General features: G+C 70.3%; 17 protein-coding genes and 1 pseudogene. 10 read left to right on the top strand and 8 right to left on the bottom strand.

Features of this window, described 5'->3' with window-relative positions; translation table 11 throughout:
- The first annotated feature begins 12 nt into the window (after positions 1 to 12).
- From ASF27_RS09925 to ASF27_RS09915, 3 genes are all read left to right on the top strand, one after another.
- Positions 13 to 1824, top strand: coding sequence for an aminopeptidase P family protein (locus ASF27_RS09925; protein ID WP_056359632.1), 1812 nt, complete (start codon positions 13 to 15; stop codon positions 1822 to 1824).
- A 108-nt stretch (positions 1825 to 1932) separates the two neighbouring features.
- The gene (locus ASF27_RS09920) at positions 1933 to 2886 is read left to right on the top strand and encodes an acetyl-CoA carboxylase carboxyltransferase subunit alpha (protein WP_200918741.1); all 954 of its coding nucleotides are present in this window, start codon (positions 1933 to 1935) and stop codon (positions 2884 to 2886) included.
- Positions 2887 to 3239: 353 nt separating this feature from the next.
- Positions 3240 to 4769, top strand: coding sequence for a murein L,D-transpeptidase family protein (locus ASF27_RS09915; protein ID WP_056359629.1), 1530 nt, complete (start codon positions 3240 to 3242; stop codon positions 4767 to 4769).
- Positions 4770 to 5003: 234 nt separating this feature from the next.
- Here the strand turns inward: ASF27_RS09915 and ASF27_RS09910 are convergent, their stop codons facing one another.
- From ASF27_RS09910 to ASF27_RS09900, 3 genes are all read right to left on the bottom strand, one after another.
- Positions 5004 to 5252, bottom strand: a complete 249-nt coding sequence (locus ASF27_RS09910) for a hypothetical protein (RefSeq protein WP_056170416.1) — start codon at positions 5250 to 5252, stop codon at positions 5004 to 5006.
- Positions 5253 to 5385: 133 nt separating this feature from the next.
- Positions 5386 to 6102: a PhoH family protein gene (locus ASF27_RS09905; RefSeq protein ID WP_056170413.1), complete on the bottom strand. Its 717-nt coding sequence runs from the start codon at positions 6100 to 6102 to the stop codon at positions 5386 to 5388.
- Between the two features lie 604 nt (positions 6103 to 6706).
- Entirely contained in the window at positions 6707 to 9079 is a 2373-nt protein-coding gene (locus tag ASF27_RS09900) for a UvrD-helicase domain-containing protein (RefSeq protein ID WP_056304534.1), read from the bottom strand.
- Positions 9080 to 9205: 126 nt separating this feature from the next.
- On the opposite strand from ASF27_RS09900, the gene ASF27_RS09895 reads away from it, so the two are divergent.
- From ASF27_RS09895 to ASF27_RS09875, 5 genes and pseudogenes are all read left to right on the top strand, one after another.
- The gene (locus ASF27_RS09895) at positions 9206 to 9475 is read left to right on the top strand and encodes a hypothetical protein (RefSeq protein WP_056170408.1); all 270 of its coding nucleotides are present in this window, start codon (positions 9206 to 9208) and stop codon (positions 9473 to 9475) included.
- Positions 9476 to 9534: 59 nt separating this feature from the next.
- The gene (locus ASF27_RS09890) at positions 9535 to 9948 is read left to right on the top strand and encodes an HIT domain-containing protein (protein WP_056359627.1); all 414 of its coding nucleotides are present in this window, start codon (positions 9535 to 9537) and stop codon (positions 9946 to 9948) included.
- 2 nt (positions 9949 to 9950) lie between these two features.
- Complete coding sequence (gene nudC / locus ASF27_RS09885) at positions 9951 to 10847, top strand: NAD(+) diphosphatase (RefSeq protein WP_056359624.1); 897 nt, start codon at positions 9951 to 9953, stop codon at positions 10845 to 10847.
- 100 nt (positions 10848 to 10947) lie between these two features.
- Positions 10948 to 11346 (top strand): DUF3775 domain-containing protein, encoded by a 399-nt coding sequence (locus tag ASF27_RS09880; RefSeq protein ID WP_056359620.1) that lies wholly within the window; start codon positions 10948 to 10950, stop codon positions 11344 to 11346.
- A gap of 208 nt (positions 11347 to 11554) precedes the next feature.
- Positions 11555 to 12173 (top strand): annotated as a pseudogene (locus ASF27_RS09875) (transglutaminase-like cysteine peptidase).
- 13 nt (positions 12174 to 12186) lie between these two features.
- Here the strand turns inward: ASF27_RS09875 and ASF27_RS09870 are convergent.
- On the bottom strand, positions 12187 to 12507 hold the full coding sequence (locus ASF27_RS09870; protein ID WP_056170392.1) for a multidrug efflux SMR transporter: 321 nt from the start codon (positions 12505 to 12507) through the stop codon (positions 12187 to 12189).
- A 147-nt stretch (positions 12508 to 12654) separates the two neighbouring features.
- On the opposite strand from ASF27_RS09870, the gene ASF27_RS09865 reads away from it, so the two are divergent.
- Complete coding sequence (locus ASF27_RS09865; RefSeq protein ID WP_056304532.1) at positions 12655 to 12981, top strand: hypothetical protein; 327 nt, start codon at positions 12655 to 12657, stop codon at positions 12979 to 12981.
- A 45-nt stretch (positions 12982 to 13026) separates the two neighbouring features.
- On the opposite strand, the gene ASF27_RS09860 is transcribed toward ASF27_RS09865, so the two are convergent.
- The 4 genes from ASF27_RS09860 to ASF27_RS09845 all read right to left on the bottom strand — a co-directional run bounded on the left by ASF27_RS09860 (position 13027) and on the right by ASF27_RS09845 (position 18165).
- A complete protein-coding gene (locus tag ASF27_RS09860) occupies positions 13027 to 15051 on the bottom strand; it encodes an EAL domain-containing protein (protein WP_056359771.1) in 2025 nt (674 codons plus the stop codon).
- A 281-nt stretch (positions 15052 to 15332) separates the two neighbouring features.
- Positions 15333 to 16463 (bottom strand): ABC transporter permease, encoded by a 1131-nt coding sequence (locus ASF27_RS09855; protein WP_056359618.1) that lies wholly within the window; start codon positions 16461 to 16463, stop codon positions 15333 to 15335.
- A gap of 25 nt (positions 16464 to 16488) precedes the next feature.
- Complete coding sequence (locus tag ASF27_RS09850) at positions 16489 to 16962, bottom strand: DUF4112 domain-containing protein (protein ID WP_056170740.1); 474 nt, start codon at positions 16960 to 16962, stop codon at positions 16489 to 16491.
- Between the two features lie 48 nt (positions 16963 to 17010).
- The gene (locus ASF27_RS09845; RefSeq protein WP_056359616.1) at positions 17011 to 18165 is read right to left on the bottom strand and encodes an aminotransferase; all 1155 of its coding nucleotides are present in this window, start codon (positions 18163 to 18165) and stop codon (positions 17011 to 17013) included.
- Positions 18166 to 18639: 474 nt separating this feature from the next.
- Here ASF27_RS09845 and ASF27_RS22690 point away from each other — a divergent pair, with 474 nt between their 5' ends.
- Complete coding sequence (locus tag ASF27_RS22690; protein WP_200918734.1) at positions 18640 to 18780, top strand: hypothetical protein; 141 nt, start codon at positions 18640 to 18642, stop codon at positions 18778 to 18780.
- Positions 18781 to 18948 lie beyond the last annotated feature (168 nt).

The raw sequence follows: 18948 nt of genomic DNA, 5'->3' as shown, positions 1-18948 counted from the left end.
AACCCTGGCCGCATGACGCGCGTCCGCTTCCAGACCTTCGACGATCCCAGTCACCGCGCGGGCGCCGCACGCATCGCGGCCCTGCGAACAATCCTGGCGGCGGAGGGGCTCGACGGGTTCGTGGTGCCCCGCGCCGACGAGCACCAGTCGGAATACGTGCCGCCCGGGGCCGAGCGCCTCGCCTGGCTCACGGGCTTCACCGGCTCGGCGGGCACGGCGGTGATCCTGACGGACACCGCCGCCTTGGTGGTGGACGGGCGCTACACCCTCCAGGCTCCGGCCCAGGTCGACACCGCCGTCATCACCCCGGTCCAACTCGCCGAGACGAATGTCGAGGCGTGGATCGGCGCTCATCTCACGCGCGGCCAGGTGCTGGGCTACGATCCATGGCTGCACACGCCGGACGGCGTCGCCCGCCTGGCGCGGGTCGCCGAAAAGGTCGGGGCGACCCTGCGCGCCGTCGCCGCCAACCCCGTCGATGCCGTATGGGCCGACCGGCCCGGCGCGCCCGCCGGCCCCGTGGTGCCTCATCCCCTCGCGCTCGCCGGCGAGGCGATCCCCGAGAAACTCGTCCGCATCCGCGCGGCCCTCGCTAAGGCCGCGTGCGCCGCCCTGGTGATCTCCGATCCGCACAACCTTGCCTGGGCGTTCAACCTGCGCGGCGCCGACGTGGCGCACACACCCCTGGCGCTCGGCTACGCGATCCTGCCCCTGGAGGGCCGCCCGACCCTGTTCCTCGCTTCGCCCGACATCGCCCCCGCCTTGCGGGCGGCGCTGGCGCCGGTCGCCGACCTCCGGCCCCGCTCGGCGTTCGAGACCGCCCTCGACGGGCTCGCGAAGGGCCGGACGATCCGCCTCGACGCCGCCACGGCGGCCATCGCGTTGAAGGTTCGGATCGAGGCTGCCGGCGGCGTGGCCGAGACCGGCCCGGACCCGATCACCGCCCTGAAGGCGGTGAAGAACGAAGCCGAGATCGCCGGCACCCGCGCCGCCCATTTTCGCGATGGCGTCGCGGTGGTCCGCTTCCTCGCCTGGCTCGATGGGGCGGAGGGCTTGACCGAGATTGCCGCCGTGGAAGCCCTGGAGGATTTTCGCAGCGAGGGCGGCGTGCTGCGGGACGTCTCGTTCCCGACCATCTCGGGCAGCGGCCCCAACGGCGCCATCGTGCATTACCGGGTGAGCCGCGAGACCGACCGAAGGGTCCGGCCCGGCGAACTCTTTCTCATCGATTCCGGCGCGCAATACGCCGACGGCACCACGGACATCACCCGCACGGTGGCCGTCGGCCCGCCCACGGACCTCATGCGCGACCGCTTCACCCGGGTGCTCAAGGGTCACATCGCCATCGCGCGGGCGGTGTTCCCGAAGGGGACCACGGGGGCGCAGATCGACGGCTTCGCCCGCGCCGCCCTGTGGGACGCCGGCCTCGACTTCGACCACGGCACCGGCCACGGGGTCGGCGCCTTCCTCTCCGTGCACGAGGGCCCGCAGCGCATCGCCAAGACCGGCACCGTGCCCCTGGAGGCCGGCATGATCCTCTCCAACGAGCCGGGCTATTACCGCGCCGGGGCGTACGGCATCCGCCTGGAGAACCTCGTCCTCGTCGAGCCGCGCGCCATCCCCGGGGGCGAGCGCCCGATGCTCGGCTTCGAGACCCTGACCCTGGCGCCGTTCGACTGCCGCCTCGTCGCCGTGGACCTCCTCGGCCCGGCCGAGCGCGCCTGGATCGACGCCTATCACGCCCGGGTCCGCGACGCCCTCGGCCCCCACCTCGACGCCCCGACGCGGGCCTGGCTCGACGCGGCCACCCGCCCCCTCGCCTGACCCCGCGCGGTTGACACCCGCCCGGCCTTCGCCAACACCCCGCACCGCACCGGGTCCCCAAAACCCCGGCGCCCGCGATTGGGATGGACCTTGAGACCGATGACGGTGATGCGCTCCTACCTGGACTTCGAGAAGCCCGTCGCCGAACTCGAGGCGAAGGTCGAGGAACTGAAGGCGGTGGGCGCCCGCGACGGCGCCGTGTCCATCTCCGAGGAAGTCGGGCGTCTCGAAGCCAAGGCCGCCTCCGCCCTGTCGGACATCTACGCCTCGCTCACCCCGTGGCAGAAGACCCAGGTGGCCCGCCATCCGCAGCGGCCGCACTTCGTCGATTACTGCGCCGATCTCATCACCGAGTTCACGCCGCTCGCCGGGGACCGTGCCTTCGGCGAGGACGCCGCCATCGTGGCCGGGTTCGGCCGATTCCGGGGCCGGTCGGTGTGCGTCATCGGCCAGGAGAAGGGCCACTCGACCGAGACGCGCCTGCACCACAATTTCGGAATGGCGAAGCCCGAGGGCTACCGCAAGGCCGTGCGTCTGATGGAGATGGCCGACCGGTTCGGCCTGCCGGTCCTCGCCTTCATCGACACGGCGGGCGCGTTCCCCGGCATAGAGGCGGAGGAGCGCGGCCAGGCCGAGGCCATCGCCCGCTCCACGGAAGCCTGCCTCGGGCTCGGCGTCCCCAACCTCGCCCTCGTCATCGGCGAGGGCGGCTCCGGCGGCGCCATCGCCCTCGCCACCGCCAACCGCGTGCTGATGATGGAGCATGCGATCTACGGCGTGATCTCGCCCGAGGGCGCCGCCTCGATCCTGTGGCGCGACCAGGGCCGGGCGGCGGACGCCGCCACCGCCATGAAGATCACCGCGCAGGACCTGCTGCGGCTCGGCATCATCGACACCATCGTGCCCGAGGCCACGGGCGGCGCCCATCGCGGCCGCGCCGCCGCCACGGCCGCCGCCGGACAGGCGATAGCCAGCGCGCTCACCGAATTCGACGGCCTGTCGCCGGACGAGATCCGCGACCGCCGCGCGGTCAAGTTCCTGGAGATCGGCCGGAAGCTGTAGCCGACTGGGGAACGATACGGGCGCTGGACGTTTTGTCGCAGGTTCGTGGCAGGAACCTTTTAACGTTTATTCGGACGGGCCGTGCGGGAGCGCACATGTGTCGGATGGTGGACGACGCCGCGACCACGATGAAAAGTCGTTCCGCACCAATGGCTTCGCGTACGGTTTGTTGGGCCCCGGAACGGGGTTCCGCGGGTCCGTCGAACCATGCCCGGGATTCACAGGCTCCCTCGGCCGCCGCTGCCATCGCCTTGCGGTAACAAGAGGGTAAGTTTAACGGAGCTATTGGGTTGGGGAGTGGCGTCCGACGGGAGAATCCCGCGGACGCGTGACTTTTGAGAACGGGGTTCCCCATGGCTGTGCGCCCGTCGGCGTTGCGCCCGTCCGTGATCGCTGCCCTCGCCGCGCTCACGATCTCGCTTGGCGCCTGCCAGGACGGTTCGACGGGCGGCGGCGTTCCCCTGCGCGCCCTCGCGCCCGTGCCGCCCAAGACCCTCGCGCTCATGACCCAGAAGGGCATGGCCCAGAACGACCCGATCCTCATCCGCGCCTACAAGAAGGAGGCGGAGATGGAGGTGTGGAAGCGCGGCACCAACGGCCAGTACGCGCTCCTGAAGACGTTCCCGATCTGCCGCTGGTCGGGCCAACTCGGCCCCAAGACCAAGCAGGGCGACCGCCAGGCGCCGGAGGGCTTCTACACGGTGACGCCGGGGCAGATGAACCCGAACTCGTCGTATTACCTCTCGTTCGACACCGGGTACCCCAACGCCTACGATCGGGCCAACGGCCGCACGGGCAACTACATCATGGTCCACGGCACCTGCTCGTCGGCGGGCTGCTTTGCCATGACCGACGAATCCATGGGCGAGATCTATGCGCTGGCGCGCGATTCCTTCGCCGGGGGCCAGCGGGCGTTTCAGTTCCAGTCCTATCCGTTCCGGATGACGGCGGCGAACGTCGCGAAGTTCCGCAACGACCCCAACGCACCGTTCTGGAAGAACCTCAAGGAGGGCTCCGATTACTTCGAGGCCCTGCGCGAGGAGCCGAAGGTCGGCCTGTGCGGCGCCCGCTACGTGTTCGGCGGCTCGGACGCGGCCGCCGGCTCGTGCACCCCGCGGGTCGACCCGCAGGTCGCCGAGAAGCGCGACCGCGACAACCGCGAGATCGCCGAACTCGTCGCCAAGGGCACGCCCGCCACCCGCGTGGTCTACGAGGACGGCAGCCAGAACCCGGTGTTCCGGCCGCAGCCGCCGGCCAACACCCTGGCCTTCGCCAACCTGGTGAAGCCCGAGGAGCCGGAGCAGCCCTACGATCCGAAGGACTACGCCCGCCACCATCTCGGCGAGGTCAGCCGGCCCGAGACCATCGCGGGCGCCCGCGAGATCGAGGTCGACGCCAAGGGCCGTCCGGTGATGCTCGCCAGCGCCGAGGCGCCGATTCCCACCAAGGCCGCGGCCGCGCAGGCCGCCGCCAAGGCCGGCAGGACCAAGCCGGGTGTGTTGAGCCCCACCCTGATGGCGAAGGCCGAACCCGCCGCCGAGCCGGCCCCGGCAAAACCCGCCCGCGTGATGGTGGCCGACGCCGACGGCGATCCGGCCGCCTACAAGAAGCTGCTCGGCAACCTGTTCAGCAACGGTCCCGCTCCGGCGACCCCGGCCGCCGACGCGGCGACGATCCCGCCCGCCGTCGCGGCCGATCCGGCGCCGGCCAAGCTCACGCCGAAGGCCCCGGCGAAGGTTGCCCATGCCGGGCAGATCCATGCGGCGGCGAACCCGCCGGCGAAACCTAAGCCCGCCACGATCGTCACCGCCGAGGAGAAGGCGGCGAAGTCGCCCACGAAGACCACCGGCTCCATCACCAGGAACGCCGCCGCGAAGGATTGAGCGGACGCGCTCCCGAAGAGGGACGCTCCCGGATCGATACCGGTGTCATGCCGCTGCACGGCCTCGGGATGACACGGCATCGGTCGGGCCCTGACGGCGCGATGCGGCAGAGGCCGTCGCCTCGTCTCCCCTGGGAGCACGAAATCGGGCCTCGCCAAACACGCACATCCTATCCCGAACGAAAAAAGGGCCCCGCGAGGGGCCCTTTCCGAATCGATCGCGCGCGGCGATCGATTACATGCGGCGCATCATCCGGCGATGCATCATCTTGCGATGCATGTGGCGGCGCTCCATACGGCGCTCCATCCGGTTGCGCATCATGCGGCGTTCCATACGACGCTCCATGCGGGTCATCTGCACGGTGGACACGGTCTCGGGGGCAGTGACGCCCATCGGCGCGCCGGGCGCGGCCGAAGCGGAGGTGGCGAGGCTGGCACCGCCGAGCGAGGCGAGCACGGCGATGGCGAAGGTCAGTTTCCTCACGTGGAACTCCCGTTGTGTTCTTGTCCGAGTGCGGCACCCGGTCTGCACGTCCGGCCCTTGCGGGTGAAGGACACGTGGCGCGCACCGGAGTGAGCGGCGGGCTCCGCGATGCCTGCCGCTGATAACCCACGAGTCAGAGATTCGTTTCCTCGAAAGCCCGCACCCAATCAGCACAAATTCCCGAGCGCACGATATCGTCGAGGGTGAATTCCACCACGGGGATCGGCATCATCCGGCTTTTGATGAGGTGGATCACCGTGCGCAGGCCCGAAGTCTCGCGCAAATCCGTCTGCGACACGTCGCCGTTGATGATCACCTGGCAATCGTCTCCGATGCGGGTGAGGAACATCTTGATCTCGGCCGTGGTGGTGTTCTGCGCCTCGTCGAGGATCACGAGGCAGTTCTTGAAGGTGCGCCCGCGCATCACCTCGAACGGCACCACCTCGATGTCGCCGGTCTTCACCGCGATGTCGAAGGCGGCCGCGCCCATGCGTTCCTTCATGGTCTCGGTCAGCGGCGCGACCCAGGGGGCGATCTTCTCCTCCAGGGTGCCGGGGAAGTACCCGAGCGAGCGGCCCGACGGCACGTTGGGGCGGGTGATGATCACCTTGCCGATCCGGCGCTGGCGGAGCTGGTCCGCCGCCCGGGTGCCGGCGATGAAGGTCTTGCCGGTGCCGGCGGGGCCGAGCACGATCACCTGCTTGTGAAGGGCCAGTGCGTCGAGATACTGGGCTTGGCGGTCGGTCAGGGGCTGGATCGGGCTGAGGTTGCGTTCCTCGTCGAAGCGGGTCCGGTGCAACCGGACGGGGCGATCTTCCACAAGTTCAAGTCGTGTGCGCCGTCTCTTCATCGATCAATACTCCACCTGGACTTGGCCAACCGGACTCAATCTGAACTGCACCTGTTGAACGTGACGCGCCGAACCCTCTTGCCGTAATCCTCGTCCTCTCCCTCGACCGGGCACCAGTGTCCGTCACCAGCCAATCCGGCCGCAAGTGGGCGGTTCCCGGCCGGGCGGCCTTGCCTGTGGATGGCGAAGGCGCCCGGTCTTCGTGTCTCTCGCAAAACTCCCGCTGCACCGGTGCGTCCACGGTTTAGAACCGGCGGCGATCGGGAGTTGTGTGAGGCACGCTTCGTCCGCCCATCGATCGTTGCATGCACCATGCCGCACTGGAAGCGACGGCGGCATGACGGTCGAATATTCTCGATCATTGATGTAGAAAGTCCGCATGATTTCGGACTTGGGCGCGCGGAGAGAAGTTTTCTCGCGGGCCGGCGAATCTCGTCCCCGCGTCACCCACGACCTCATCCTGAGGTGCCGGAGCGAAGCGGAGGCCTCGAAGGAGGGCTCCAGGACCCAGTGCGCTCTTTGGAGCCCTCCTTCGAGGCCGCTGACGCGGCACCTCAGGATGAGGTCGTGGGTGGGAAAGCGGGCCTTCCAGCCACAAGCCCGCTCACGCCGCTTGAATAAAGCTGTCCAGCACCATCTTCTGCCCGGCCTTGTCGAAATCGACGGTGAGCTTGTTCCCGTCGACCGCGGCGACGTCGCCGGGGCCGAACTTGGTGTGGAACACCCGCATGCCCACGGAGAAGGCCGAGGGGGCGCCGGTGGATTTCGCGATGAGTTCGCCCTCGATCTGGCGTGGGCCGGACCCGCGGTTGGCCGGATTGCGCGCGGGCGTGCTTCCGAAATTGCCGGTGTTGGCGGTCGCGGCCTGCGCCCGCTGCCAGCCCGGGGTGCCGTAGGACGAGCCGAACGGCGTCGGGTTGCGGTCGAAGCGCGAGGCGCCGGCAGAGAAATGCGCGGGGGCGTCGATGACGTCGACGCTGCCGGGCGGCAATTCGTCGATGAACCGGCTCGGCACCGTGGAGGACCACAGGCCGTGGATGCGCCGATTGACGGCGAAGGACAGCTTGGCGCGCTTGCGGGCCCGGGTCAGGCCCACATGGGCCAGCCGACGCTCCTCCTCCAATCCGGCCCGGCCGCTCTCGTCCAGCGCCCGCTGGTTCGGGAACAGGCCGTCCTCCCAGCCGGGGAGGAACACCGTGTCGAACTCGAGGCCCTTGGCGGCGTGGAGCGTCATGAGGGACACCCGGTCGGCGCCCTCCTGCTCGCTCGCCTCCATCACCAGGGAGACGTGTTCGAGGAAGGCGGCCATGTCGGGAAATTCCTCCATGGAGCGCACGAACTCCTTGAGGTTCTCCAGGCGCCCGGCCGCGTCGGCGGATTTGTCCTTCTGCCACATCTCGGTGTAGCCGGATTCCTCCAGGATGGTCTGGGCCACCTCCGAATGCGGCTTGGTGCCGACCATCCGGGCCCACCGCGAAAAGCTCTCCACCAGGGCGCGCACCCCGGAGCGGGCGCGCGGCTTCAGCTCGTCGGTCTCCGTGAGGAGCCGCGCGGCCTGCAGCAGGGGCACGCCCTGGGACCGCGAATACCCGTGCAGGATCTGCAGGGTCGCGTCGCCCAAGCCCCGCTTCGGGGTGTTGAAGATCCGCTCGAAGGCGAGGTCGTCGGACGGATTCTGGGTCACGCGGAGATACGCGAGCGCATCGCGGATCTCGGCGCGCTCGTAGAAGCGCGGGCCGCCGACGACCCGGTAGGGGAGCCCCAACTGGACGAAGCGGTCCTCGATCTCGCGCATCTGCGCCGAGATCCGCACCAGCACGGCGATCTCGGAGAGGGGGTGCTGCTTGGCCTGGAGCGATTCGATGGCCTCGGAGAGCTGGCGGGCCTCCTCTTCCGAATCCCAGGCGCCCGCCACCGTCACCTTCTCGCCCGGCACGTCCTCCGTGCGCAGGGTCTTGCCGAGGCGCCCCTCGTTCTTGGCGATGAGCCCGGACGCGGCGGCGAGGATGTGGCCGGTGGAGCGGTAGTTGCGCTCCAGGCGTACCACGGTGGCACCCGGAAAGTCGTGCTCGAACCGCAGGATGTTGTCGACCTCGGCGCCGCGCCAGCCGTAGATCGACTGGTCGTCGTCGCCGACGCACGCGACGTTGCGGTGGCCCTGCGCCAGCAGGCGCAGCCACAGGTACTGGGCGACGTTGGTGTCCTGGTACTCGTCCACCAGAATGTAGCGGAAGCGTTGCTGGTAGTTCTCCAGCACGTCCGGGTTCTCGCGCCACAGCTTGAGGCAGAGCAGCAGGAGGTCGCCGAAATCGGCGGCGTTGAGGGTCAGCAGGCGGGCCTGGTAGGCGGTGTAGAGCGCGCCGCCTTTGCCGAAGGCGAACGCGCCCGCCTCGCCCGGCGGCACCTGCTCGGGCAGGAGGCCGCGGTTCTTCCAGCCGTCGATGGCCGAGGCGAGGGCGCGGGCGGGCCAGCGCTTCTCGTCGATGTTCTGGTCGACGATCACCTGCTTCATCAGCCGCAGCTGGTCGTCCATGCCCAGGATCGTGAAGTCCGAGCGCAGGCCGACGAGTTCGGCGTGGCGTCGTAAAATCTTGGTGCCGATGGAGTGGAAGGTGCCGAGCCACGGCATGCCCTCGCCCGCCGGGCCGATGAGCGCGCCGATGCGGTGTTTCATCTCGCGCGCCGCCTTGTTGGTGAATGTCACCGACAGGATGTCGAAGGGGCGCGCCTTGGCCGTCGCGATGAGGTGGGCGATGCGGGTGGTGAGCACCCGGGTCTTGCCCGTGCCGGCGCCGGCGAGCACGAGGACGGGGCCGTCCGTCGCCTCGACGGCGCGGCGCTGCTCGTCGTTCAGGCCCTCCAGGTAGGGCGAGCCCTGCGGCCTGAGGGAGGCCATGGCGCGGGCGGCGATGGAGGTGGGCGCGTCGGAAGCGGGCACCGGCCGCGAGGCCCCCGCCGTGTCGGGGTGTTGATTCATGCCGCATCCCTGGACCAAAACGCGAACGGCGTCGAGGGCGGGCGGCAAAGCGCCCGTGGGGGAACCCGGCTTTCGCCCCGCGCGTCGTCTCGGCAGAACCCCATCGCCCCACAGGGAGGCTTCGCCATGACCGCGTCACCCCGAATCACGACCACCCGCACCCTGGCGGCCCTCGCCCTCCTGGCGGCGGGCGCCGGGCCTGCCCTGGCCCAATCCTCGGGCAATCCCAACACCCTCAACAACATGAACGAGCGGCTCTCGACCCAGAGCCAGATCCGCGGGATCCAGAACCAGCAGCAATTCGACAACAGCCAGAACCGGATGCAGATTCAGCGCAACGAACTGTTCCGCCCGGAGCCGAGCGCCGGCCCGGCCATCATCGCGCCCCGCCGCTAGGCGCGGGGGGGCGCCGGGCGCCTCGCTTCCGGGCGCGGTTCGCCCTACATCGCACCCCCATGACCGATTTCACCCTCGACCCGCGTCTCGCCGCCGACACGGTCCATGCCGGCGACCTCGCCTTGTGCCGCGTGCTGCTGATGGACGATGCCCGGTTCCCGTGGCTGATCCTCGTGCCGCGCCGCCCCGACGCAAGCGAGATCACCGATCTCGGCGCGAACGACGCGCACGCCCTCATGGACGAGATGCGTCTGGCGACGGGCGTGATGCTGGCGCTCGCCAAGCCCGACAAGGTCAACGTCGCCGCACTCGGCAACGTCGTGCCCCAGCTCCACGTCCACGTCGTCGGCCGCTTCCTGTCCGACCCGGCCTGGCCGCGCCCGGTCTGGGGGGTGGGCGAGGCCCGGCCCTATCCGCACCACGCCCGCGCCCAGATGATCGAGCGCATCGGCGCCCTGTTCGCGGCGGCCTGAGGGTGACGGACCCCCTCGCCGGTCTCGGCTACGTCCACAACCGCCTCGTGCGCCATTCGGCCGAGAGCGACGCCGCCGTGCCGCTCCTGACCGCGCCCGGCGCCCGCCTCGTCGCCATGGCGGGCGAGCGGATCTTGCTCGCGAACGGCTCCGCCCTGCTCGATCCGGAGCGCATCGCCGCGCCCGGCCCGACCCTGTTCCTCGGCCGCCTCGACGGGGCACCGGTCTTCGCCGCCGCCCTGGCGCCGGAGCGCGCGGAGGCGTTCGACGCCGAACCCGATCTCGCCACGAACGATCTCCGCAGCCTCGCCGCCGAGGGATCCGTCGCGCCTCACGAACTCGGGCTCGTCGCCACGGCGAAATCGCTTCTGGCCTGGCACGCGCGGAACCGATTCTGCGCCAATTGCGGTGCCCGGACCGAGCTCGCCGCCGGCGGCTACCGGCGCGATTGCGGGTCTTGCGACACCCACCACTTCCCGCGCACGGACCCGGTGGTGATCATGCTGATCACGCGGGGGGATCGCTGCCTGCTCGGCCGCTCGCCCCGGTTCAAGGAGGCGATGTATTCCTGCCTCGCGGGCTTTCTGGAGCCCGGCGAGACCATCGAGGCGGCCGTGCGGCGCGAGACCTTCGAGGAAGTCGGGATTCGCGTCGGCGCGGTGACGTACCACGCGTCCCAGCCGTGGCCGTTCCCCGCCTCCCTGATGATCGGCTGCGTCGCCGAGGCCCTCGACGAGGCGATCACCCTCGATCCCGTCGAGCTCACCGACGCCCGCTGGCTCACCCGGGACGACGTGTCGGCGATGATCGTGGGGACGCACCCCGAGGGCCTCACCGTGCCGCCGCCCATGGCCATCGCGCACCTGCTCATGCGCGCCTTCGTGGATGGGACCGCCTGAGGGCAGGCCCCGACGCCCGCCCGCGAACCCTTGCGGACCTCGTGGGTTGTGCCTGCTTGAGGCCGCCGCCCCCGGCGGCCCACGAGTCTGGAACACGCCCATGGACATCGCCGTCGACACCGTCACCGAGATCATCCTGCGCCTGCGCGCCGTCGAGGTGAAGGAGGGCCCGACGGACCCGGATTCCGGCTCTAACGCCATCGACGACGGCGCCACCGACATCCTCACCTCGGGCACCGACGACGCCACCGAGGAGGAGGTCCGGTCGATGATCGGGGCGCTCAACGACGACGAGCGCGCCGACCTCCTCGCCCTGATCTATGTCGGGCGCGGCGACATGGAGGCCGAGGAATGGGGCGACGCCGTGCGCTTCGCCCGCGAGCGCGAATCCGTCGGCGAGGGCGCCGCCCGCGAACTCCTCGGCACCCCCAACGCCGCCGATCTCCTCGCGGAGGGTATGGCCAACCTCGGCATCACCCCGGACCTGCCGCAGGCCTGACCTGCCCCTCACAACCACCGCTCCCAAGCGCCCCGCCGGTCACCCCGTCGGGGCGTTTTTTCGTCCGGACGGAGGCCGGTACGGTCAGGCTTCTTTCGCCTGCGGTGCAACTATCCACACCGTTAACCCTTTATTAACCCGGCGATTGCCGCGCTCGAGCCGCCGTGAGACCTTTCGTTAACAGAAGATTAACGGGAACGGGCCGGCCATGCGGATCGCGATTTCGAAGTGCCTGGAAGCGGTTACGGGCAGCAGCCTCGGCCGTGCCGCGCTTCTGGCCGGTCTTCTCGGTGGTCTTCTCGCCGCCCCCGTGGCCGCCCCGGCCCAGACCTTCGCCTCCCTGCCCGCCACCCCGAGCGTCATCGCCAGCGGCCCCGCCGCCAAGCCCATCGCCGCCTGGGTCGCCTTCTGCGAGAGCTACGCCGCCGAGTGCGCCGTCGACCGCACGGAGCCCGCCACCATCGCGCTCGACGCGGCGACCTGGAACACCATCGTGTCCGTCAACCGCCGGGTGAACAAGGCCATCCGGGCCGTCACCGACATGGACCACCTCCACGTCGCAGACCGCTGGGATCTGGCGGAGGACGGCTGCCGGCCTGCCGCGCCGGGCCATGCGGATGACCGTGGTCATCGACGAGAAGGGCGAGGGCCACGCGGTGCTCACCCTGATCACCGACCGGGGCGACTTCATCCTCGACAACAAGACCAACGCGGTCCAGTCCTGGCGCCAGACCGGCTACACCTTCATCAAGCGCGAGAGCCAGGACACCCAGGCCTGGGTCTCCCTCGGTCGGGCCACCTCGCCGGTCACCACCGCCAACCGCTGATCCGACCCGGACCTCACTGCGGGCTGGCGAGCTTCATGGTCACGAGGCCCGAGACGATGAGCAGGGCCGCGACGATGCGGGCGGGACTCGCCTCCTCGCCCAGCACCGCGATGCCGAGGACGAAGGCCCCGACGGCGCCGATGCCGGTCCAGATCGTGTAGGCGGTGCCGAGGGGCAGGGTCCGCATCGACACGGCGAGGAGGGCGACGCTGCCCACCATGGTGACCGCCATGATCGCCGTCGGCCACGGCCGGGTGAACCCGTGCGACAGCTTCATCGCGTAGGCCCAGGTCACTTCGAGGAGGCCGGCGGCAACGAGGGTGATCCAGGCCATGGGGGGTCCTTTGCGCGGGGTGGCCGATCCGGCGCCGCGCGGCGCCGTCCCGGAACGGCACGGTTCGCGCGCGGCGATCGTCAGGGCCCGTTAAACACCTTGCGCGACGCTGTCTCCATCCGGAGACCTTTCCATGACGACCCGCCCATGACGACCCGGGCCGGCGCGGTGTGCGCGCTCCTCCTCGCGGTGTCGATCGGCGTTCCCGGCGGGGCCTGGGCCGGCGACGCGGCCGACCGGCATGCCACTTGGCGCGGCTGCCTCCACCGCACCTTCGCCATCGAGACGGCCCGCACCGCCCGCATCCGCGCGGCGGACGCCTCCCTGCGCGCGTGCGAAGCCGACGAGGCGGCCTACCTTACCGCCCTGTCGACCTCACCGCTCCTCGACGGCGACGACGTCGCCCGCGTTCGCCCCGCCCTGATCCAGCGCGCACGGGGCTGGCTGCTCGCCGGCGGCACCCGGCCCCTGTGATCCGGCCGGCCCGGCCGGTTATCCGCCATCGTCGAGCGGGCCGTCTCACGCCACCTCGGCTTCGTCCGTCATGCCCTCGCGGGACCGGATCATCGCCGCGAGGGCGGTGGGGCTCATGGCCTTGCCGTAGAGGTAGCCCTGGCCCTCGTGGCAGCCCATGCCGCGCAGGACCGCTTCCTGGTCGGCGCCCTCGATGCCTTCGGCTATGACCTCCAGGCCGAAGTTCTCGGCCATGCCGAGGACGACGCGGATGATCTCGGCGTCGTGCCGGTCGGTGAGCACGTCGCGCACGAAGCTGCGGTCGATCTTCAGGCGGGTGAGGGGGAAGCGCTTGAGGGAGGAGAGCGAGGCGTAGCCCGTGCCGAAATCGTCGAACGCCACCGCGACCCCGTGGGCGTGCAGCGCCCGGATCGGCTCCAGGATCGCGTCGTCGGCCTGGAGGGCGATGCGCTCGGTGACCTCGAGTTCGAGGGCGGCGGGCGGCAACCGGTAGCGGGTGAGCGACCGCATCACGTCCTCCGCCAGGGTTCCGGCCCGCAGTTGGGCGGTGAACAGGTTGACGGCGACCCGCAGCGGCGGGAGCCCCGCCGCCCGCCACTGCGCCGCCTGCCGGCAGGCCTCCTCGACGATCCAGCGTCCGATGGCGGCCGCCATCGGGTGGGCTTCGAGGGCGGGCAGGAACACGCCCGGCAGCAGCAGCCCGCGGGACGGATGGCGCCAGCGCAGCAGGGCCTCGGCGCCCACCACCCGCCCCGTGTCGAAGGCGACCTGGGGCTGGTAGTGCAGCACGAGTTCACCGGCCTCCAGGGCGTGGCTCAGCTCGTCGTGCAGGGTCCGGCGGGCGATCACCGCGCTGCGCATGGCCGGCTCGAACAGGCGGTAGCAGCGCCGCCCGTCGCGCTTGGCCTGGTAGAGGGCGAGGTCCGCATCGGCGATGAGGGCCGCGGCGTCCGTGCCCCGGCCGCCGACGGCGATGCCGAGGCTGAGGCCGACGTGGAAGGTGTGGCCGGAGAGCTGAAACGTCGCCTGGAAGGTGTCGAGGATCCGCGTGGCGGTGGCGGCCGCCGGGATCGGGTCGCCGCACGGCGCCAGCAGGATCGCGAATTCGTCGCCGCCCAGCCGCGCCACGGTCACGTCCGGCGCGACGCAGAGCGGAAGCCGCACGGCCACGGCCTTCAGCAGGGTGTCGCCGGTGGCGTGGCCGAGGCTGTCGTTCACCTCCTTGAACCCGTCGAGGTCGAGCAGCAGCACCGTCGCCGGCCCCTGCTCGAGGGCGGCCCGAAGGCGTTCGTCGAACTGCGCCCGGTTGGCGAGCCCCGTCAGGCTGTCGTGGTGGGCCATGTGGACGAGTTGGTCGTCGCGGGCGCGCCACGCGCTGATGTCGCGCATCATCGCGCCGATCCCGATCCGCCCGTCCGTGGTCCAGGCGGACATGGAGAACTCGATGGGAAAGGTGGTGCCGTCCCGGTGCTGGGCAACGAGTTCGATGGTCCGGCCGACGAGCTTCGAGGTCGCACCGACCACGAACCCGGCGAAGCGCTCGCCGTGCCGTGCCCGGAATGACGGCGGGATGATGATCTCGACGTCCTGCCCCGTCATCGTGCCGGGCGCGTAGCCGAACAGGGTCTCGGCGGCGCGGTTGACGAAGGTGATGGTGCCGCCGACGTCCACCGCCAGGAAGGCGAAGGCCGCCGCCTCGGCGAAGCCCCGTGCGATACCGTCCGCGCACGCCCCGCCCTCGCGTTCGAGGTGGTCGGCGGCGAGGGCGGCGAAATCCGCGAGCCGGCCCATCTCCGCCGCGTCGAAGGCTGCGCGGGCGCCCGGGGCCCCGACGCGAAGTTCGCCGAACCGACGCCCCCCGGCGCCGAGCAGGGGCGTCGCGGCCTGGAAGCCCGTCGCGTCCGGTGCGTCCGATCCGGCGAATCCGAAGCCGCCCCGGATCGATGCCGCTGGGCCCGTCCCGAGGGTGATCCAGGCGAGCGGCGTGCCGAGGCAGCCGGCTGCGAGGGCCGTGATCCGCGTGAGGCCGGCTTCGGCCGGAAGACCGGCGGACGCCTGGGCGGCGGGCATCCGATCGACGTCCCGATCTTGCGCGGACCAGACGTCCGATGGGGTGCTCAGGAACATGCGATCGAGACCGGCACTCGCGTGTAGGACAGTCAGGATGACGCAAAAAACTTATAAAATGATTGTCCGGCCCAAGGTGAGCTCCTGCCGGTCCGGGTCGATCCGTTCCGGATGCCGAATTGAACTTGGACCCCGAACCCCGGCGGGCGCGTGGGGACCGCCCTCGGTGTCCCCGATGGCGCGGCGGCCGGATCAGGCGAAGGACTTGTCAGGCGAGGGATTTGTCAGGCGAAGGACTTGCGGGGATCGAAGGCGTCGCGCACGGCCTCGCCGGCGAAGACGAGAAGACTCAGCATCACCGCCACCACGAGGAAGCCCGTGAGCCCGAGCCACGGCGCCTGGATGTTGTCCTTGCCCTGCGCCAGCAGCTCGCCGAGCGACGCCGAGCCCGGGGGCAGGCCGAAGCCGAGGAAGTCCAGGGAGGTCAGGGTGCCGATGGAGCCGTTGAGGATGAACGGCAGGAAGGTCAGGGTCGCCACCATGGCGTTGGGCAGCAGGTGCCGGCTCATGATGCGGATGTTCGACAGCCCGAGGGCGCGGGCGGCGCGCACGTACTCGAAGTTGCGCGCCCGCAGGAACTCGGCCCGCACCACGCCCACCAGGGACACCCACGAGAACAGCAGCAGAATGCCGAGCAGCACGAAGAAGCCGGGCTCGATGAAGGCCGAGATGATGATGATGAGGTAGAGGGTCGGGATGCCGCTCCACACCTCGATGAAGCGCTGCAGGGCGAGATCGACCCAGCCGCCGAAATAGCCCTGCACGGCGCCGGCGATCACGCCGATCACCGACGAGATCAGCGCCAGGATGAGCCCGAACAGCACCGAGATGCGAAAGCCGTAGATGATCCGGGCCAGCACGTCGCGGGTGGTGTTGTCGGTGCCGAGCCAGTGCTTTTCGAGCGCCGCGCACGGCTTGCCGACGGACTGGCACTGCTGCTCCGTCAGCATCCAGGTCGGCGGCGAGGGCGAGGGGGTCGGCAGCCCGTCGATGATGGTGTCGTAGGCATACGGGATCGGCGGCCAGATCGCCCAGCCGTTGTCGGCGATCTCCTTCCGGGTCTCGGCCGAGCGGTAGTTCGGCCGGGCATAGAACCCGCCGAACTTCTCGTCCGGGTAGTCTATGAGGACGGGAAACAGGATCTCGCCCTTGTAGGACACGACGAGGGGCCGGTCGTTGGCGATGAACTCCGCGAACAGACTCGTGCCGAACAGGGCCGCGAAGATTACGAACGACCAGAAACCGAGGCGGTTGCGGCGAAAATTGGCGAGCCGCCGCCGCGACAGGGGTGAGAGCCAGCCCGTGCGGGGGAGGGCGGCTGGCGCGGCCATCCGGGGAACGGCGACCTGATTCATCGGTGATCCCCGGTGTGCAAGGCGCTCAGCCGTCGATCCGCACCGCCGTCCCCTCGATCTCGTTGGGGCGCAGGCCGCCGGTCTTCTCGAGGTGGCGGCGCAGCAGGGCGACGTTGCGGCGGTTTGCCTTGAAGGCCGCATCGAACAGGTCGCCGGCCAGCGGCACGATGCCGAGCGCCCCGTCGAACACCACGTTCGCCATCATCCGGGCGACGAGCCAGCGCGGCGCCCCGAGCCGGCGCGCCTCGTTGACCACGTAGGAGGCGATGACCATGCCGGCGACATCGCCGATGATCGGCACGAGGCCCACGATGGCGTCGAGGCCGACCCGGCGGTTGATCCCCGGAATCAGGAAGGCCGAATCCATGAGGTGCGCCAGCGCCTCGAGGCGCAGGAGCGTCGCCTCGCGGTCGTCGGCCTGCGGCCGGAACGGTGTCGCCGCACCGGCCTCTCGGGAAAAGTCCGTGGTCGGGCGGCCGGGAATGCGCGGTGTGCTCATGACCCGGGATGTGGCCCCGGCCGCGCGCCCCCGCAAGCACCGGCCCCATCAGGCGGCCCTCCGGGACACCTGCCCGAGGCGGTCGAGGGCGGCGTCGAGGGTCGCGTCGGACTTGGCGAAGCACAGGCGCACGATGTGGCGCACCGGGTCGGCATCGTAGAACGCGCTCACGGGAATCGCCGCGACGCCGTGGGTGCGCACCAGATCCTCGCAGAACGCCACGTCGCCGGTGAAGCCGAGCGGCGCGATGTCGACGTTGAGGAAGTAGGTGCCGGCCGAGGGCAGCACGGTGAAGCCGCGCTCCGTCAGCCCGGCGCTGAGGCGGTCCCGCGAGCGGGCGAAGCGTTCGCGCATCCGGGTGAAATAGTCGTCGGATTTGCCCAAGCCGTAGGCCACCGCCACCTGCAGGCAGGGCGGGGTGGTGAAGGTGAGGAACTGGTGCGCGCCCGCCACCACCCGCAGGAGCGGCGGGGCGGCCATGACGAAGCCGACCTTCCAGCCCGTGAGCCCGAAGATCTTGCCGGCCGAGCCGATCTTCACCGTGCGGTCGCGCATGCCGGGCTGCGCCATGAGCGGGGCGTGCGCCGCGCCGTCGAACACGATGTGCTCCCACACCTCGTCGCAGACCGCGATCACGTCGTGGCGCGTGCAGAACCCCGCCAGGAGCGCGAGGTTTTCGCGGGAGAACACCGTAGCGCTGGGGTTGAGGGGGTTGTTCAGCACCACGAGCTTCGTCCGGTCGGAGAAGACCGCCGCCAGGGCCTCTTCCTCCAGCCGGAAATGCGGAGGCTTGAGGTTGACGATGCGCGGCACGCCGCCGGCCTGGCGCACCATGGGCAGGTAGGCGTCGTACAGGGGGGCGAACAGCACCACCTCGTCGCCGGGTGCGATGAGGGAAAGCAGGGCGGCGGCCAGGGCCTCGGTGGCGCCGGAGGTCACCATCACCTCCGTCTGCGGGTCGAGGTCGAGGTCCTGATGGTGCCGGTAATGCGTCGCGATGGCGGCGCGCAGCTCCGGGAGGCCCATCATCGGCGGATACTGGTTGTCGCCCGCGATCACCGCCTCGGCCGCCTTGCGGCGCACGTCCTCGGGGCCGGGATCGTCGGGAAAGCCCTGGCCGAGGTTGATCGCCCCACATTCGCGGGCGAGGCCGGACATCACGGTGAAGACGGTCGTGGGCAGGTTCGCGAAGACGGGATTCATACGGTTCGGCAGGCGAGGGTGCGACGACGCCCGGGCGTCGGGAGGCCGGATGCGTAGCACGGCGCCCACGCGGGGTGAAATGTGCGGTTCCGCACGTCCGGGGGCGCTGGAGGGGCGCTCACGGCTGACGATTGTTGACATTCATCACCCGTGACGTAGGTTCCGGTCATGGCCGGAGCGACGGCGGCTCTCACGGGACTTCGCCCCCTCGTTTCGGGAAGGCGGCGGTCGCTCCGGTCCACGAAGCTTTCTTCAGAGACGCGGATCCGCCCGGGCTTTTCTGCCCGAGCGGATCGTTCTTCCCGATCAGGTCGAACGTCCTGAACTTGAACTTCCCAAATTTGGACTTCCCAAGCTCGGACTTCCCGAGTTTGTACTTCCCGAGAAAGGCCGGCGCCCCCAGCGACGGCCTTTTTTCGTGTCCTGCGGTTTTTCCGTGTCCGGTCCCTGCGCCTGTGGCAGGAACGGGAGGCCATGCGCGTCCGGACCTGTCTCCTCCTCGCCCTCGCCACCGCCCTCCTGGGCGCGGGCCTGCGCCACCTCGTCCCGGTGACGCCGGTGGACGAGGAGTACCGTGCGGTGGTGCGGGCCTACGACCCCGCGAACCGGCCGTGATCCACAGGAGCGACGGACAGCAACACGGGGGAAACGCGGACGCCGTACTGGCGTCGTATTGGGCGGCCAGAAGGGGCACCATGCTGCGCCGCCGTGGAACCGAAGCCTCCGGAGCCGAGGTCGATCGCCGCCCCCGCCCGGGTGCGACGTTGCCCCGTTCTGTCGGAC

This window comes from Methylobacterium sp. Leaf102, from assembly GCF_001422425.1.
GTDB lineage: Bacteria > Pseudomonadota > Alphaproteobacteria > Rhizobiales > Beijerinckiaceae > Methylobacterium.
The sequence above is the reverse complement of the archived record's forward strand: the minus strand, read 5'-3'. Positions and strand labels throughout refer to the sequence as shown.

Excerpts from the sequence above, each read along its gene's own strand:
- ASF27_RS09925 (WP_056359632.1), top strand. The coding sequence starts at position 13 with ATGACGCGCGTCCGCTTCCAGACCTTCGACGATCCCAGTCACCGCGCG.
- ASF27_RS09920 (WP_200918741.1), top strand. The coding sequence starts at position 1,933 with ATGCGCTCCTACCTGGACTTCGAGAAGCCCGTCGCCGAACTCGAGGCG.
- ASF27_RS09915 (WP_056359629.1), top strand. The coding sequence starts at position 3,240 with ATGGCTGTGCGCCCGTCGGCGTTGCGCCCGTCCGTGATCGCTGCCCTC.
- ASF27_RS09905 (WP_056170413.1), bottom strand. The coding sequence starts at position 6,102 with ATGAAGAGACGGCGCACACGACTTGAACTTGTGGAAGATCGCCCCGTC.
- ASF27_RS09900 (WP_056304534.1), bottom strand. The coding sequence starts at position 9,079 with ATGAATCAACACCCCGACACGGCGGGGGCCTCGCGGCCGGTGCCCGCT.
- ASF27_RS09895 (WP_056170408.1), top strand. The coding sequence starts at position 9,206 with ATGACCGCGTCACCCCGAATCACGACCACCCGCACCCTGGCGGCCCTC.
- ASF27_RS09890 (WP_056359627.1), top strand. The coding sequence starts at position 9,535 with ATGACCGATTTCACCCTCGACCCGCGTCTCGCCGCCGACACGGTCCAT.
- ASF27_RS09880 (WP_056359620.1), top strand. The coding sequence starts at position 10,948 with ATGGACATCGCCGTCGACACCGTCACCGAGATCATCCTGCGCCTGCGC.
- ASF27_RS09870 (WP_056170392.1), bottom strand. The coding sequence starts at position 12,507 with ATGGCCTGGATCACCCTCGTTGCCGCCGGCCTCCTCGAAGTGACCTGG.
- ASF27_RS09865 (WP_056304532.1), top strand. The coding sequence starts at position 12,655 with ATGACGACCCGGGCCGGCGCGGTGTGCGCGCTCCTCCTCGCGGTGTCG.
- ASF27_RS09860 (WP_056359771.1), bottom strand. The coding sequence starts at position 15,051 with ATGCCCGCCGCCCAGGCGTCCGCCGGTCTTCCGGCCGAAGCCGGCCTC.
- ASF27_RS09855 (WP_056359618.1), bottom strand. The coding sequence starts at position 16,463 with ATGAATCAGGTCGCCGTTCCCCGGATGGCCGCGCCAGCCGCCCTCCCC.
- ASF27_RS09850 (WP_056170740.1), bottom strand. The coding sequence starts at position 16,962 with ATGAGCACACCGCGCATTCCCGGCCGCCCGACCACGGACTTTTCCCGA.
- ASF27_RS09845 (WP_056359616.1), bottom strand. The coding sequence starts at position 18,165 with ATGAATCCCGTCTTCGCGAACCTGCCCACGACCGTCTTCACCGTGATG.
- ASF27_RS22690 (WP_200918734.1), top strand. The coding sequence starts at position 18,640 with ATGCGCGTCCGGACCTGTCTCCTCCTCGCCCTCGCCACCGCCCTCCTG.